13 protein-coding genes are annotated in these 13,999 nt (G+C 64.2%); 4 read left to right on the top strand and 9 right to left on the bottom strand.

Annotated features, from left to right (window positions below; translation table 11 throughout):
- Positions 1-7: 7 nt before the first annotated feature.
- Together PXK07_RS06435 and PXK07_RS06430 are read right to left on the bottom strand one after the other, a co-directional pair.
- Positions 8-538, bottom strand: a complete 531-nt coding sequence (locus tag PXK07_RS06435) for a tripartite tricarboxylate transporter TctB family protein (protein WP_274847380.1) — start codon at positions 536-538, stop codon at positions 8-10.
- 73 nt (positions 539-611) lie between these two features.
- Positions 612-1,556: a tripartite tricarboxylate transporter substrate binding protein gene (locus PXK07_RS06430; protein ID WP_274847379.1), complete on the bottom strand. Its 945-nt coding sequence runs from the start codon at positions 1,554-1,556 to the stop codon at positions 612-614.
- Between the two features lie 180 nt (positions 1,557-1,736).
- On the opposite strand from PXK07_RS06430, the gene PXK07_RS06425 reads away from it, so the two are divergent.
- Together PXK07_RS06425 and PXK07_RS06420 are read left to right on the top strand one after the other, a co-directional pair.
- The gene (locus PXK07_RS06425) at positions 1,737-2,516 is read left to right on the top strand and encodes an IclR family transcriptional regulator (protein ID WP_274847378.1); all 780 of its coding nucleotides are present in this window, start codon (positions 1,737-1,739) and stop codon (positions 2,514-2,516) included.
- A gap of 78 nt (positions 2,517-2,594) precedes the next feature.
- Positions 2,595-3,950: an aspartate aminotransferase family protein gene (locus PXK07_RS06420; protein ID WP_274847377.1), complete on the top strand. Its 1,356-nt coding sequence runs from the start codon at positions 2,595-2,597 to the stop codon at positions 3,948-3,950.
- A gap of 292 nt (positions 3,951-4,242) precedes the next feature.
- Here the strand turns inward: PXK07_RS06420 and PXK07_RS06415 are convergent, their stop codons facing one another.
- The 3 genes from PXK07_RS06415 to PXK07_RS06405 form a co-directional block, all read right to left on the bottom strand.
- Positions 4,243-4,554 carry a 2Fe-2S iron-sulfur cluster-binding protein gene (locus PXK07_RS06415; protein ID WP_274847376.1) on the bottom strand — a complete coding sequence of 104 codons (312 nt, stop codon included), beginning with the start codon at positions 4,552-4,554 and terminating at the stop codon, positions 4,243-4,245.
- A 35-nt stretch (positions 4,555-4,589) separates the two neighbouring features.
- Complete coding sequence (locus PXK07_RS06410) at positions 4,590-5,879, bottom strand: glutamine synthetase family protein (RefSeq protein WP_274847375.1); 1,290 nt, start codon at positions 5,877-5,879, stop codon at positions 4,590-4,592.
- 182 nt (positions 5,880-6,061) lie between these two features.
- On the bottom strand, positions 6,062-7,321 hold the full coding sequence (locus PXK07_RS06405) for a cytochrome P450 (RefSeq protein ID WP_274847374.1): 1,260 nt from the start codon (positions 7,319-7,321) through the stop codon (positions 6,062-6,064).
- Positions 7,322-7,400: 79 nt separating this feature from the next.
- Between PXK07_RS06405 and PXK07_RS06400 the strand changes: the two genes are divergently transcribed.
- Positions 7,401-8,108 (top strand): type 1 glutamine amidotransferase, encoded by a 708-nt coding sequence (locus tag PXK07_RS06400; RefSeq protein WP_274847373.1) that lies wholly within the window; start codon positions 7,401-7,403, stop codon positions 8,106-8,108.
- 2 nt (positions 8,109-8,110) lie between these two features.
- Here the strand turns inward: PXK07_RS06400 and PXK07_RS06395 are convergent, their stop codons facing one another.
- Together PXK07_RS06395 and PXK07_RS06390 are read right to left on the bottom strand one after the other, a co-directional pair.
- Positions 8,111-9,226: a calcium-binding protein gene (locus tag PXK07_RS06395; RefSeq protein WP_274847372.1), complete on the bottom strand. Its 1,116-nt coding sequence runs from the start codon at positions 9,224-9,226 to the stop codon at positions 8,111-8,113.
- Between the two features lie 94 nt (positions 9,227-9,320).
- Positions 9,321-9,971: a GntR family transcriptional regulator gene (locus PXK07_RS06390; RefSeq protein ID WP_274847371.1), complete on the bottom strand. Its 651-nt coding sequence runs from the start codon at positions 9,969-9,971 to the stop codon at positions 9,321-9,323.
- A 388-nt stretch (positions 9,972-10,359) separates the two neighbouring features.
- Here PXK07_RS06390 and PXK07_RS06385 point away from each other — a divergent pair, with 388 nt between their 5' ends.
- Positions 10,360-10,908 carry a GNAT family N-acetyltransferase gene (locus tag PXK07_RS06385; RefSeq protein WP_274847370.1) on the top strand — a complete coding sequence of 183 codons (549 nt, stop codon included), beginning with the start codon at positions 10,360-10,362 and terminating at the stop codon, positions 10,906-10,908.
- On the opposite strand, the gene PXK07_RS06380 is transcribed toward PXK07_RS06385, so the two are convergent.
- The gene (locus PXK07_RS06380) at positions 10,887-12,029 is read right to left on the bottom strand and encodes a nitronate monooxygenase (protein WP_274847369.1); all 1,143 of its coding nucleotides are present in this window, start codon (positions 12,027-12,029) and stop codon (positions 10,887-10,889) included. The genes PXK07_RS06385 and PXK07_RS06380 overlap by 22 nt on opposite strands.
- Complete coding sequence (locus PXK07_RS06375) at positions 12,026-13,993, bottom strand: acetyl/propionyl/methylcrotonyl-CoA carboxylase subunit alpha (protein WP_274847368.1); 1,968 nt, start codon at positions 13,991-13,993, stop codon at positions 12,026-12,028. Before PXK07_RS06375 ends, PXK07_RS06380 begins: the two co-directional genes overlap by 4 nt.
- Positions 13,994-13,999: the final 6 nt, after the last annotated feature.

Below are 13,999 nucleotides of genomic sequence, written 5' to 3'. Positions count from 1 at the left end.
TGAAGGCCTAGAGGTAGAGAATGGCGAAGCTGCGCAGGGAACCGGGCAGGTATTCGTAAAGCAGCGCGCCGGGGATGCGCACCGACAAGAGCCCCTTGAAAACCAGCACAACCGCGATGGCGAAACAGGCGCTGATCCACAGCATGCGCGGGCTGCGATACCCCATGCGCCAGGTCAGCAAGGGCACGAAAACCAGCGTCACCGGCAGGTAGCCAACGATGGGCACCAACAGGACATAGCCCATGAACCACAGCACATATTCCAGCGCCTGCCCCCAGCGCCGCGCCTCCCAGCCGTCATAGCGCGTGACCCGCCGCCAGGGCATCCGGTAAAGATGCAGCCCCCCCATCAGCACCATGCCGCCAAGGGCCACGGCGGGCCAGAAGCGGGGCTGGGCAAAGAACTTGGTCTTTTTGACCCAGGCTGTCTGCTCACCGATCAGCGCCAGCAGCAGCGCCGCGAGCGCCACAAAGGCCAGGGCAAAGATCAGCTGTCCGCGCCGGGGTCCGGGGAAACGGCGTTCGCGTTCTGTGGTCATGGGAGGGGATCTTTATGTCGCGCGAAAGACATGCACCGGGACGCCCGAAAGCGCCCCGATACGGGAGGAGGACTTATTCGAGGATGGAGCCGATACGGTCCATGGTCTCGATGTCAGTGGCCACGCGGGCGGCACTGTCCGCAGCACTCTGCCAGTAGACCAGCGCGCCGGTCTCCTTGGCCACCGCCTGTGCGCGCTCGCTCATCACGGTCTTCTCGGCCACGGCGATGATCTTGGCGCGCACGTCCTGCGGCGTGTCCTTGGTCACGAAGAGACCGTTCCACAGCGCGATATTGAGGCTTGCGTCCAGCTCACCAATCGCGGGCGCATCGGGCACCAGCGGGATGCGCTCATCGGTGATCGAGACCAGCACCTTCACATCGTCAAGGCAGGGCAGGATCAGCTGCAGCGTGGTGTTTATCACATCCGCATCGCCCGAAGCCAACGTGTTGCAATCGAGCGCGTCAAAAGCCGCGTCAGAGCCCCACTCGAAACCGGCGTTCTTGGCAAAGGCCTTGGTCACCTGTGTGGGCGTCAGCACATCGCCGAAATGACCCAGCGCCACCTCGTTCTCCTTTGCGTAGGCGGCCAGCTCCTCCATCGAGGAATAGGGCGCATCGCCAGAGGTGGCGATCACGAAGGGATAGGTCAGGAAGATGCCCAGCGGGTCGAACTTGGCCGGGGTCAGCGGCGGGATGTCGATCTGGTGCCCCACCACCGGCACGCCAATCACGAAGGAGCCGATCGTGTAGCCATCAGCGGGCGCATTGGCGACCTCGATCGCACCGGGGAAAGGACCACCGCCGCCACCGGGCTTGTTCACCACCGCAGCCGCAACTCCATATTCCGCCTGGAAGTCCTCGGCGATCATCCGCGTCAGCACGTCTTCCAGATCACCCGGAGGCCAGGGCACGATGAAGTTCACCGGCTTTTCCGGATACTCGGCCTGCGCCGCAACGGCGCTGAGGCCAAGGGCGGCGGCTGCCGCTGCGCCTTTGACGATGGTGGTCAGTTTCATTGCAAGTCTCCCGGTTGCTGTCAGTTGGGTTCGGCTTTTATTATTGGTTCATTATTTGAACCATTGGTTTGTTTTTAGATTGACAGCCTCCCCGGTTATCTGTCAACAAAATTGAAAGACGGGGGCGGATTTTCTTTGCATTCGCCTCATCACACAGCAGTCACGGGATCGCCGCACCACATGGGAACAGTCACCAAAGCCCTGTCCTTATTGGGATATTTCTCTCATGGCCGCCCCGAGATCGGGCTCAGCGACCTCACGCGCCTGTCGGGGATGAACAAGGCGACCGTCTATCGGCTGATGAGCGAATTGCAGGAATCAGGATTTGTCGAACAGGCCGATGGTGACCGCTCCTACCGGCTGGGACCGCAGGTTCTGCGCCTTGCCGCCCTGCGCGAGGCTGCCGTTCCGATCCTGTCGGTGTCGCGCCGGGTGCTGAAGGATCTGAGCACACAGACCGGCGAGACCACCCACCTGTCGCTGGTGCAGGGCAGCCAGCTGAACTCCCTCAGCCATGCTTATTCACCGCGCCACGCCACCCGCGTGATGATGGAGGACGCCGAGGTGCTGACCTATCACGGCACCGCCTCGGGCCTTGCGGTGCTGGCCTTTGCGGAACCCGATTTTGTCGACGCCATCCTGTCCGGTCCGCTGCACAGCCACACCGCCGCCACGGTCACCGATCCGGAGGCGATCCGCGCCCATCTGCGCGAGGTGCGAAAAGTCGGCATGGCGCAGTCGGTCGGCGGCTTCGAGGCCGAGGTCCATTCCCATGCGGTGCCGGTCTTTGGCCCCGATGCCAAGGTCATCGGCGCGCTGGCCGTGGCCGCGCCGGTGTCGCGCATGACGGCGGACCAGGCCGCCCTGATCCCCGAGGCCCTGCGCGGCGCGGGCCGCACCCTGACCCACCGCATCGGTGGCGCAGCCCCTGCCGATTACCCGAATGAGGCCGCCGCATGACCTGCCAAAGCCGACACCCGTTTTTCGCCCTTCCCCCCTTGCCCGCCGTTCATGGCGCCGCAGTCAGGAGCTGATTTCATGAAAGATTCCAACTACCTCAAGGAACACAACGCCAAATCCCTATGGCATCCGATGGCGCATCCCGCCGACAGCCTCGCCAACCCGCCCACCATCGTGACCGGCGCCTCGGGCGTGCGCATTCGGGACGTGGACGGGCATGAGGTCGTCGATGCGGTCGGGGGATTGTGGAACGTGAACCTCGGCTTTTCCTGTCAGCCGGTGAAGGACGCCATCGCGGCGCAGCTGGATGTTCTGCCCTATTACTCGACCTTCCGCGGCACCACCAACGATCAGGTGATCCAGCTGGCCGAAGAACTGAAGGCGTTCTTCGCCCCCGATGGCCTCAGCCGCGCCTTCTTCACCTCTGGCGGATCGGACTCGGTGGAAACCGCCCTGCGGCTGGCGCGCCAGTATCACAAGATCCGCGGTCAGGAGGGGCGCACCAAGTTCCTCAGCCTCAAGAAAGGCTATCACGGCACCCATATGGGCGGCGCCTCGGTCAACGGGAACGCCAATTTCCGCACCCAGTACGAGCCGCTCCTGCCCGGCTGCCACCACATCCCGGCGCCCTATACCTATCGCAACCCCTTCAATGAAACCAACCCCGAACGCCTGGCGCAGCTGTGCCTGCAGGCGCTGGAGGATGAGATCGCCTTCCAGGGCGCAGGCACAATCGCGGCCTTCATCATGGAGCCGATCCTGGGCGCCGGCGGTGTGATCCCGCCACATGAAAGCTTCATGCCGGGCGTACGCAGGATCTGCTCGAAACACGGGATCCTCTTGATCGCGGATGAGGTGATCACCGCCTTCGGACGCACCGGATCCTGGACCGGCTCGCGTCACTGGGGGGTGCAGCCCGACCTGATGTGCACCGCCAAGGCGATCACCAACGGCTATTTCCCCTTTGGCGCGGTGATGATCTCGGATGCGGTGGCCGAGGTGTTCGAAGGCGACGAAACGGGCAAGGCCGCCATCGGCCATGGCTATACCTACTCCGGCCACCCGGTGGGCGCGGCGGCGGCGCTCGCCTGCCTTGCAGAGACCAAACGCCTGAACGTGCCGGAAAACGCGGCAGCGCGCGGCACCGAGCTCCACCAGGGCCTGCTGGCGCTGAAGGACAAACACGGGTTGATCGGCGATGTGCGCGGCGGCCACGGGCTGATGTGCGCCCTGGAACTGGTCGGGGATCACGTCAGCAAGACCCCGATCGACAAGAAGACCATCGGCACGCTCCAGGAGATCGCCTACCGCGAGGGCGCCATGGTGCGGGTGTCCGGCCCCAATATCATCCTGTCCCCGCCGCTGGTGCTGGAGACTGCGGATGTGCAGGCGATCCTCTCCGCACTTGATGCAGGATTTGCGGCGGTCAGCTAAGTCCTCGATAATGCGCGGGCGCCTCTGCAGGGCCCTTGGCCCTGCAGAGGCCACCAGATACCATGGCGGGCCCGAAGCGCATGCGCTTCGGGCCCGCGCCTTTCGGCGGCGCCGCTGGCGCGGCGCGGCATCGGGATATGGCAAGTAAAGCGGCTATCGCAGAAACAAGATCTGCCCCGGCATCCAGGCCGACAGCAAGAGCGTGATCGGAATCTCTGATACCCCCGCCCCCCCTCACCTGCGCGGCGTGGGACCGGATCAAAGCCCGACCTCGGACATTGTGATACCCGCGTCAGGCATCAGGAACGATCAGCACCAGACCATCCAGCGCATCGGAGGCCTCGATCTGACAACTGAGCCGCGAGGTCTCATCGCGGGCATCCGCCATGTCCAGCATCGCATCCTCGAAATCCTCGGGCGCGCCGCAGGCCTCTGCCCATTCTGGCGCCACATAGACGTGGCAGGTGGCACAGCTGAGCGTACCGCCGCATTCGCCGATGACCCCCGGCACATCATGGGCCAGGGCCGCCTGCATCAGGTTCTGGCCGCTTTCCGCCGCGCCGGTGATCTCACGCCCGTCGGGGAGTTTCCACGTTACTCTCACTGTCGTCTCTCCTGAGGTCATTCGCCGAGGGGCCGTCAAACAAAATGCACGTAGAAATCGCGCATCCCGTCACCTTCCAGATCGCGGGTCTTGCGGACTTCCTTGCGTTTCATGAAGACGTGGTTGGCCACCAGCTCGGCCCCGACCGCCTCGGCCAGTACGGTGTCACGCTCCAGATCCGCCACGGCGCCTTTCAGGTCGATGGCAGTGCCCTCACGCGCATCGGTCTTGTCGAACCCGTCGCCGGTCTCCATCGGCGGCAGGCTGTAGCCCTTGTCCACCCCGAGAAGAGACGCCTGCAGGACCGCGGCCACTGCGGTGTAGGGGTTGGCCGAGGCGTCCGCCATCCGGTGTTCCAGCCGCGCCTTGGCGCCGCCTTCGGAACTGATCCTTGTGGTGACGTTGCGATGGTCGCCGCCCCAGTTCTGCCAGTAGCCCGACAGGCTCCCCGGCTGCAGGCGCATATAGCTGTTGGCGGTGGGCGCGATCAGACCCGCCAGCCCCTTGTGGTGATGCAGCACGCCCGCCAGGCAGCCACGCGCCAGGTCATTCATGTGTTCAGGCCCGCCACGCGGGCCAGAGGACAGCGCGTTGCCGCCCGCCTCATCCACGAAGGAATAGTTGATATGCATGCCCGATCCGCCCGCCTCTGCAATGGGTTTGGGCATGAAGGTCAGGACAATGCCGTATTCCAGCGCGATCTCCCGCGCCATCAGGCGGAAGAGCACGATATCGTCCACCGCCTTTACCGCATCGTCGAAGGTCAGCGTATATTCGAACTGCGGGCTGTCGAATTCGGCGGTGATCATATCGAGGCTAAAGCCCATCTCATCCGCCATCGCCCAGATCCGGTCGTTGAACCGCAGAGGATCGGCAAAGGGACCGGTGCCATAGACCACGCCGCCCGGTGCATCATAAGGCACAAGGCGCCCGTTCTCGTCCGCTTGCAGGGCAAAGGCTTCCAGCTCGATCCCCACTTTCGGCTGCAGGCCCTTCGCGGCCCAGGCCGCCACCGCCCGTTTCAGCGCCCCGCGCGGGCACAGGGAAAGCGGCTGCCCCTCATCGTCATAGAGATCGCCCAGCACCACCTTGGTGGAGGCATGCCAGCTGTCGCGGATATCATCATGGAGCCATTTCAGCTCCATATCCGGCAAGCCCTGTTTGACCATGGACCCCGGCGCATCTAGCAGATCCTTGTCGTAATGGGTGCCAAAGACCGAGCGGCAGAACCGCGTGGCATCGTCTCCGATCTTGGAGTTGGGGAGGTATTTCCCCCGCATGATGCTGAGGTGATCGCAGAACATCGCGCGCAGGCGGGTCTTCATAGCTTAAGGTCCTTCCAGTTGGACGGGCTGCGGAGTCTTATTGCACCGCTTGGCCCTGCATTCGGTGGCGCAGCACCATCGAGAGGGCGGCGCCCGATCCTGGGTGGGCGCGGTAGCGCCCTCCCGGGGAGAGGGTCGGGCGCTGCCCGGGCTTGCGCCCGGGTGTCCCGGATGTTTTCAGCCTATGCCGCCTCGACCCGCACCGGCAATTCCTTGATGCCACCGACAAAGTTCGAACGCAGGAATTTATGCGGTCCGGCCGCCTCGATATGGCTGATCCGCTTGGCCAGCTCCTGAAACAGCACGGTGACCTCCAGCCGGGCCAGCCACATGCCCAGGCAGACATGCGGGCCGAACTGCCCGAAGGACACATGCCGGTTGGGGCTGCGCATCAGGTTGACGCGGAAGGGATCGTCGAAATGGCTCTCGTCGCGGTTGGCCGAGATGAACCAGTAGAGCACCTTGTCGCCTTCGCGGATCGTCTTGCCGTGCATCTCCACATCCCGCGTTGCGGTGCGACGGAAGTAGAGCGCGGGCGTGGCCCAGCGGATGATCTCATCCGCTGCCGTGTCCCACACATCGCCACCCGCCTGCATCTGCGCCAGCAGCTCGGGCTGATGGCACAGGGCCTGAATGCCGGCCGCGATGGAATAGCGCGTGGTGTCATTGCCCGCCGCCACCAAGAGGCAGAAGAAATTGCGAAACTCGGTCTCGGTGATGGTCGAGCCATCCTTGGCCGGTTCCAGGATCAGGTTCAGCACCCCCGAGGTGTCGCCCTTCTTCGCCTTCTCCTCCATCAGCTCCTTGGCATAGACGTACAGCTCGGCCCCGGCGGGTGAGTTGAAGGGCATCATGCGGAATTCATCCGTGTCCATCTTGTCAAGGACATGCGTGGTGAAATCCGGGTCGGTATTGGCAATCAACGCATCGCCCTTTTCCACCAGCCAGGGCAGATCCTCCTCCGGCAGGCCCACCACGCGCCCGAGCATCCGCATCGGCAATTGCCGGGCGATTTCCTTGGTGGCGTCAAACGTGCCTTTCGCAAGCGCCTGATCCAGGATCTCGGCGCACAGGGAGCGGATGTCTTCCTCATATTGCGCCATGGTGGTCTTGGAAAACGCCTTGAGCAGCTTCATGCGCACCTTGGAGTGCTCCGGCGGGTCGGTCTCCTGAAAAGTGCGGCGGGCCAGATATTCCTCGTAGGACTGATCTTCCATCCGGATCCCGCGCGCCGAGGAAAACACCTCGGTGTTCTTGTTCATCGCGGTGATGTCCTCGTAGCGGGTCACCGACCAGAAGTTTTCGCCGCCCGCGTAGTCCGTCCAGTGCAAAGGGTCGTCGCGGCGCAGCCGGGCAAAGGTGTTATGCGGCGCGCCGGTTGCGAATGTGTCGTGGCTGCTGAGATCGGCAAAGCCGTCGTCCTGCGGTGTCCAGATCGTCATGAGGGGCTTCCCGAATGGTTGCTTTGTGTATATTATTGGAGCTCATAAATATGTAAATGAAAATCTTGCGAGGCAAATCATGCACTTGGCCATTCTGATGACCAACACGGACGAGAGCGACTTTGCCGTGCGCCACCCAAAGGACGGGGTGAAATTCGCCGAACTCATCCACATGGCCCGCCCCGGCTGGCAGGTCTCGGTGTTTTCGGTGAAGGATGGGGAGTTCCCTGCGGACATCGCAGCCTTTGACGGCGCGATGATCACCGGCAGCCCGGCCTCGGTCCGCGATGATCTGCCCTGGATCCTACCGCTGATGGATCTGATCCGCGACATGCACGCCCGCAAGCAGCCCCTGTTCGGCGCCTGTTTTGGCCATCAGGCCATCGCACTTGCGCTTGGCGGCAGCCTTGGCGACAACCCCTGCGGTTGGGTGCAGGGGCTGACGCTCAATACCTTGCAGAACACACCGCCCTGGGCGCGGGAGCTGCCCAGCCCCTTGCGCCTTTATGGCTCTCACAAGGAATGCGTGACCGCCTTGCCGAAGGGCGCCGTGCAGAACGCAACCAGCAACGGCATCATCGCGGGTTTCATAATCGGGCGCCACATCTGGACCACCCAGCATCACCCAGAGATGACCCACGGTTTCATCACTGCCCTGACCGAGGAAATGAAGGGCATGCTGCCGGACAAGGTCCATGCGCAGGCAGTGAATAGCCTGACGCAGACCTCCGATCAGGCGCGCTTTGCCGAGGCCCTGGCAAGGTTCTTCGAACAGGCCGGGGCTTAGGCTCAGAAGATGAAGATCGTCGAATCAGGGCTACTGTCGTAGAAATGCGCTAGACGGTGATAGCCGGACAGAAGGATGATCGTCCCGGCACCATCGTCGATCACCGCTCCTGCAAAACTCAGCCCGCCCATCAGATCCTGGTAACCCTGCTCATGCTCTGACGGGGGGATATATTCGCCCGCCTCGTAAAAGGTCACGTGATTGTCCACCAAGTCCTGAAAATCCACGATTTCGCTGACTCGGGACAGATCGACCCGGTTGTACCGGTCACGGGTGGACCGGACGAGATTCAGGTCGTCATTGTCGGAGAAGACGAACACATCTCCCCCGTGCGTATGATGAAAGGAGGTGTAGATATGATCATATCCGGCACCTGCAACGATGGTATCGTCGCCGCCGCCGCCATCAAGCCGGTCGTTGCCGTCCCCGCCATGCAACCGGTCGCGCCCGGCGCCCCCAAAAAGGCGATCTGCGCCGTCGCCGCCGCGCAAGCGGTCATGCCCCCCACTGCCGCTCAGGACATCGTCCCCGGATCCTCCTGACAGGCTGTCATTTCCGCTGCCACCCCAAAGGGTGTCATCGCCAGCCCGCCCGCGCATAACATCGTCACCGCGCCCCGACACGAAGATGTCGTCTTCGGGGCCGCCGAAGAATTCGCTGTCCAGGCGCGGAACGTTCTGGTGATACAGCGGCAACAGCCCGCCTCCGCCCTGAAGGCTACCGCCCAGATTGACCTCCACTGACCAGTTCTGGTCCGTGAAGAACCGCGTCACCGCCGCGTCCGACTGGCTGGCTGTGGCAAGCTCCGCAAGCGTCAGCTCCGGTGTTTCGATACGGATGCGTTCTCCGCCGATCCGAATGCGGATGCCGGAGACCAGACCGTCTGACAGCTCCGGATCATCCGCATCCGGCGAAAGCCCGCTGCCATCGATCGCCAGATAACCGCGATAGGTCTCCTCGTGATTGCGACCAAAGCTGCGGGTGTATTCCACCCGAAAGCGCAGTTCGTCCGCCCCCGATGAGCGCGGATCGAAACCGGCAAGGGTCTGCGCCAGAATCTCGATCATGTCGTGATAGGAAAGCCGCGTGTGTTCCTCGAATTCTGCAACAAAAGTCATGGTCGTTCCTGTGAATGCTAAAAATAAATAAATGAAGGGCTCTATGCGGGCAGCCTATGGGAAAACCCGCCCCCCACAAAGATAAATCCTCGGGTCAGCCCAGCGCCGCCAGAAGGTCCATCACCGTCACCTGGTCGAACTGCACATGGGCGGCCATTTCGGCCTCGGCCGCCGCGCTGTCATGGGACAGGATCAGCCCGGCCAGCCTGCGGTGATCCCTGGCCGATTGCGCGATGGAGCCAGGGTATCGATAGCGCGCCCGGTAATAGGCCATCAGCTTGCGTGCGTTGGTCTTGATCATCTCCAGCAGGAAGGGGTTGCCCGATCCCAGCGCGATCACCTCGTGAAACCGCAGGTTCAGCTGGTAATAGCCATCGGGATCTCCGTCGCCCTTTGTCGCGGCATGGGCCTCGCAGGCAGAGACGATGCGCTCCAGCTCCTCACCTTGGGCCTTCGTCATGCGGCGCGCGGCAAGGCCGGCCGCCTGCCCTTCCAGCTTGGCATGGACTTCGAGGATCGCCAGGAATTCCTCCAGCGTCGGCTTGAACAGCACTGCCCCCTTGCGCGGCAGGCGGCGGATCAGACCGGCGGTCTCCAGCTGGATCAGTACCTCCCGCACCGGCGTGCGCGACACCTGGTGGCGGGTGACCAGCCCGGCCTCGTCCAGCACATCGCCGGGATTGAGCCGCCCGGCGTCAATATCGCTGAGGATCGCGTTGAGTAGCTGCTCGCTCTGCCCGGCCATGCCCGTTCCACTCTCCTGCCACATCGGCTTTTTTCCCAGGATAGGCCGCGACCCGGCCAGAGGCAACGGCGCGGGCAAGTCGGTAGTATTCAGTTGCACGGCGTGCGCGACCAATCGGCGGAGCTCCCGCGCCCACAAGGACCACCGGCTAAGGCCGGATGATCCTTGCCGGGCTTGGGCATGGCACCGTGCGGCGCACGGTGCAGCGCCGCGCGGATGCGCGGCGCCAGGCCCAACGGCCTTGGGTCCATTATCCAATGGGCCCAGGGCGGGCGGGAGCCCCACGTTGCCTGTGGAACACAGGACGTCACATTGCGCGCCGTCCGGTTTCCTGCCCGGCCATTTCCTGCTCTACCCGTCGGCACAATTGCCCCAAAGGATAGACAGCATGCCCGCCGCCGATGCAGCCGCGATCACCCTGCGTCCCGCGCAGCCAAGCGATTGCGCGGCACTGGCAGCCCTGTCGATCGAGGTCTGGACCGGCACCTATCTGCGCGACGGGGTGAACGAGGCCTTCGCCGCCTTCGTCCTGGAGACCTTCACACCCGGCCACTTTGCCGCCCTGCTGCGGGATCCGGCAGAGACCCTCATCGTCTCGCAGAACCGGGTCGGGATCGATGGCTATATCCGCATCACGGAAGGTCGCCCCTCTCCCGTCGGCGGGCGCCATACCGAGATTTCCACCCTCTACGTGAAGCCGCGCCATCATGGACGCGGCATCGGGGAGGCCCTGCTGCGGGCCGGGCTGGACCATTGCAACACCAAAGGCCTTGGCGCGCCCTGGCTCACGACCAATTCGGAAAACACCCCCGCCATCGGGTTTTATCACCGGCAGGGGTTTGAAAGCCTGGGAGAGACCCTGTTCGAGATCGACGGAGTCGGCTATCCCAACACCGTGCTGCACTACGAAGGCGATTATCCCTCCAAGGCAGATTGAAGCCGCTCATAGCCCCGCAGGAAATCCTCCTTGAAGGCCTGCACCACTGCGCCCGCCGACATGGCCTGCGTCATCAGGCCGACGCCCTGCCCCACCCAATAGGTGGCCAGCTCCTGTGCCCCCACATCCCCCGCCTGGCTTAGCTGATCGATCCGCGCCAGCGCCGGTTCCGACACCAGCGTCTGCAGCGGCATCGGCAGCGGTTTGGGCGCAGATTTCCCCTCCCAGGCTTCGGTCCAGCCGCTGATCAACTGGCGCGAGGGCTTGCCGGTGCGCGAGCGTGCCCGCACCGTATCGGCGCTGCTGGCCGCCAGCATTTTTTCCTTCACCACCGGATTGGTCTCGGCTTCCGCCGTGGTCAGCCAGACCGAACCGCACCAGGCCCCCGCCGCGCCCATGGCCATGGCACCCGCCATCTGGGCGCCGCTGGCAATGCCGCCCGCCGCCAGCACGGGCACATCAGCCCCCATCGCCTCCACCGCCTGTACCACCTCTGGCACCAGCACCATGGTTGCGACATCACCGGTGTGACCGCCCGCCTCTCCGCCTGCGGCCACGATGATATCGACCCCCGCCTGGACCTGCGCGCGCGCATGCTCTGCGGTGCCGACCAGTGCTGCCACGGCCACCCCATGCGCCTTGCCCATCTCCAGCATGTCGGCAGGCGGCACGCCCAGCGCATTGGCAATCAGCGCGATGGGATGGCGAAAGGCCACCTCCAGACTGCGCCGCGCCCCGTCCGCGCTGATATTGTCGCGAAAGACCAGCATCTCCTGCCGCCGTGCCTCCAGATCGCCGGGATCCAGCCCCCTGTCCCGCAGCACGGAAGCGGCAAACGCCTTGTGCCCCTCGGGGACCATGGCCAGGATCTGCTTGTCCGGGATGTCCTGCCCCTTGGCCTCGAACGTGTTGGGGACAATCAGGTCCACACCATAGGGGCGCCCGTCCACGTGATCGTCGATCCAGCTCAGTTCCTCTTCCAGCTGCTCGGGGCTCATCATCGCGGCGCCAAAGACTCCCATGCCGCCCGCATTGGTGACCGCGGCCACCACATCGCGGCAGTGGGAGAAGGCAAAAAGCGGGAACTCGATGCCAAGCCGTCTGCACAGATCCGAGTTCATTGCGCCGCTCCTTCCACGTCAATCGCCACCAGAAGATCGCCCGCCTTGACCTGAGCGCCTGCAATGACCGGAACCTCGGCCACCACACCCGCAGCAGGGGCCAGGATTTCATGCTGCATCTTCATGGCCTCAAGCACCGCAAGGCGGGCACCTGCCTCGACCCTATCGCCAACGGCAACGCAGACCTCCAGAAGTGCTCCATGCATGGGCGCGGTGATCTGGCCATCGGCCTCCCCCGCTGCCGAAGCGGCGCCTGCGCGGAGGCGCGCGACCTCGAACAGACGCGCCCCCGTCGCGACAAAAAACCGGTCGCCATCGATCAGCGAATGGCGCAAATCCGCGCGCGCGCCATCAATGCGCAGATCCCGGCCCTGCCCCGTTACCTGATGTGACCACTCCCCAGAGGTGACGGTCAGCGTGCCCCCTGCCTCGCTCAGCCGCAGATCATGCGCTGCCTCTCCGGCAGCAAGCTTCAGCCGCGATTGCAGAGCCCCTTGCCCTGACCATCCAATAAGTTCCGGAGCAACACCACTGGCCGCAGCCGCTGCAACCTGATCGGCGTGGTAGATCAGCGCTGCCGCAAGGGCGATCTCCGCAGAGCCAAGCGGTTCCACCGCCTCCGATAAGTGATCAGCAATGAAGCCGGTGGTGGCCTGCCCGGCGGCAAACTCGGGATGGCTCAACACCTGCAACAGGAAATCGCGATTGCTGGCCGGGCCGAAGAGGGTCAGATCCTTAAGCGCGCCGATCAGCCGTTCCAGCGCCTCGGCCCGTGTCGCACCATGGGCGATCAGTTTGGCCAGCATCGGGTCATAATAGGGGGAGACCTCCTGCCCGCTGGTAATCCCGGCATCGACGCGAATGCCCGCGCCCTTTGGCGCCTGCCACAGGGCGATGCGCCCCGCCTGCGGCAGGAAATCCTGCGCGGGGTCTTCGGCGTAAAGACGCACCTCGATGGCGTTGCCGGTCAGGGCTACGTCCTGTTGCGAAATGCCAAGGGGCTGACCATCTGCCACGCGGATCTGCAGCGCCACCAGATCCAGACCGGTGACCAGTTCCGTCACCGGGTGTTCCACCTGCAGGCGGGTGTTCATCTCCAGGAAATAGAAGGCACCGCTGTCATCCAGCAGGAACTCCACCGTGCCAGCGCCGACATAGCCAATGGCGCGGGCGGCCTCTACCGCAGCGGCGCCCATGCGCGCGCGCAGATCTTCATCAAGCGCCGGACTGGGGGCCTCCTCCACCACCTTCTGATGGCGGCGCTGCACCGAGCAATCCCGCTCTCCCAGGTGGATGGTATGGCCGTCCCTGTCGGCGAAGACCTGGATTTCCACATGGCGAGGACGGATCACCGCCTTTTCGAGGATCACCTCGTCTGATCCGAAGGCCGATAGCGCCTCGCTTTGCGCCAACCCCAATGCGCTCGCAAAGTCCGCTGGCGCCTCCACCAGACGCATGCCGCGCCCGCCGCCGCCTGCAGCGGCCTTGATCATCACCGGATAGCCGATGCGCGCAACCTCTGCCGCCAGCACTTCCGCCGACTGGTCTTCGCCCTCATAGCCCGGCACGCAAGGCACGCCCGCCACGATCATGCGACGCTTGGCGGCGGCCTTGTTGCCCATCAGCGCGATCGCCTCGGCGCCGGGGCCGATGAAGATGAGGCCCGCCTCCGTGCAGGCGCGGGCGAAATCGGCACTTTCCGACAGGAAGCCGTAGCCCGGATGCACCGCATCGGCGCCCGCCTCCCGCGCCGCCGCGATCAGCTTTTCCGCCGAAAGATAGCTGTCGCCCACCGGCCCCGTGCCGATGCAAATGCTGCGGTCGGCATAGGCCACATGCGGGCTGCCCGCGTCCGCCTCGGTGTGGACCGCGATGCAGGTGATGCCCATGGCGCGGGCAGTTTTCATGATGCGCAGGGCGATCTCGCCCCGGTTGGCAACCAGAATGGAGGTGATCTGTGTCATGTCCCG

This window comes from Phaeobacter sp. QD34_24, assembly GCF_028890115.1.
Classification (GTDB): Bacteria; Pseudomonadota; Alphaproteobacteria; order Rhodobacterales; family Rhodobacteraceae; genus Phycobacter.
Note: the sequence above shows the minus strand (reverse complement) of the source record. Positions and strands in the feature narration are given on the sequence as shown.

Bases quoted from the DNA above. Each gene is read 5' to 3' on its own strand.
- PXK07_RS06435 (WP_274847380.1), bottom strand. From the start codon at position 538: ATGACCACAGAACGCGAACGCCGTTTCCCCGGACCCCGGCGCGGACAG.
- PXK07_RS06430 (WP_274847379.1), bottom strand. From the start codon at position 1,556: ATGAAACTGACCACCATCGTCAAAGGCGCAGCGGCAGCCGCCGCCCTT.
- PXK07_RS06425 (WP_274847378.1), top strand. From the start codon at position 1,737: ATGGGAACAGTCACCAAAGCCCTGTCCTTATTGGGATATTTCTCTCAT.
- PXK07_RS06420 (WP_274847377.1), top strand. From the start codon at position 2,595: ATGAAAGATTCCAACTACCTCAAGGAACACAACGCCAAATCCCTATGG.
- PXK07_RS06410 (WP_274847375.1), bottom strand. From the start codon at position 5,879: ATGAAGACCCGCCTGCGCGCGATGTTCTGCGATCACCTCAGCATCATG.
- PXK07_RS06405 (WP_274847374.1), bottom strand. From the start codon at position 7,321: ATGACGATCTGGACACCGCAGGACGACGGCTTTGCCGATCTCAGCAGC.
- PXK07_RS06400 (WP_274847373.1), top strand. From the start codon at position 7,401: ATGCACTTGGCCATTCTGATGACCAACACGGACGAGAGCGACTTTGCC.
- PXK07_RS06395 (WP_274847372.1), bottom strand. From the start codon at position 9,226: ATGACTTTTGTTGCAGAATTCGAGGAACACACGCGGCTTTCCTATCAC.
- PXK07_RS06390 (WP_274847371.1), bottom strand. From the start codon at position 9,971: ATGGCCGGGCAGAGCGAGCAGCTACTCAACGCGATCCTCAGCGATATT.
- PXK07_RS06385 (WP_274847370.1), top strand. From the start codon at position 10,360: ATGCCCGCCGCCGATGCAGCCGCGATCACCCTGCGTCCCGCGCAGCCA.
- PXK07_RS06380 (WP_274847369.1), bottom strand. From the start codon at position 12,029: ATGAACTCGGATCTGTGCAGACGGCTTGGCATCGAGTTCCCGCTTTTT.
- PXK07_RS06375 (WP_274847368.1), bottom strand. From the start codon at position 13,993: ATGACACAGATCACCTCCATTCTGGTTGCCAACCGGGGCGAGATCGCC.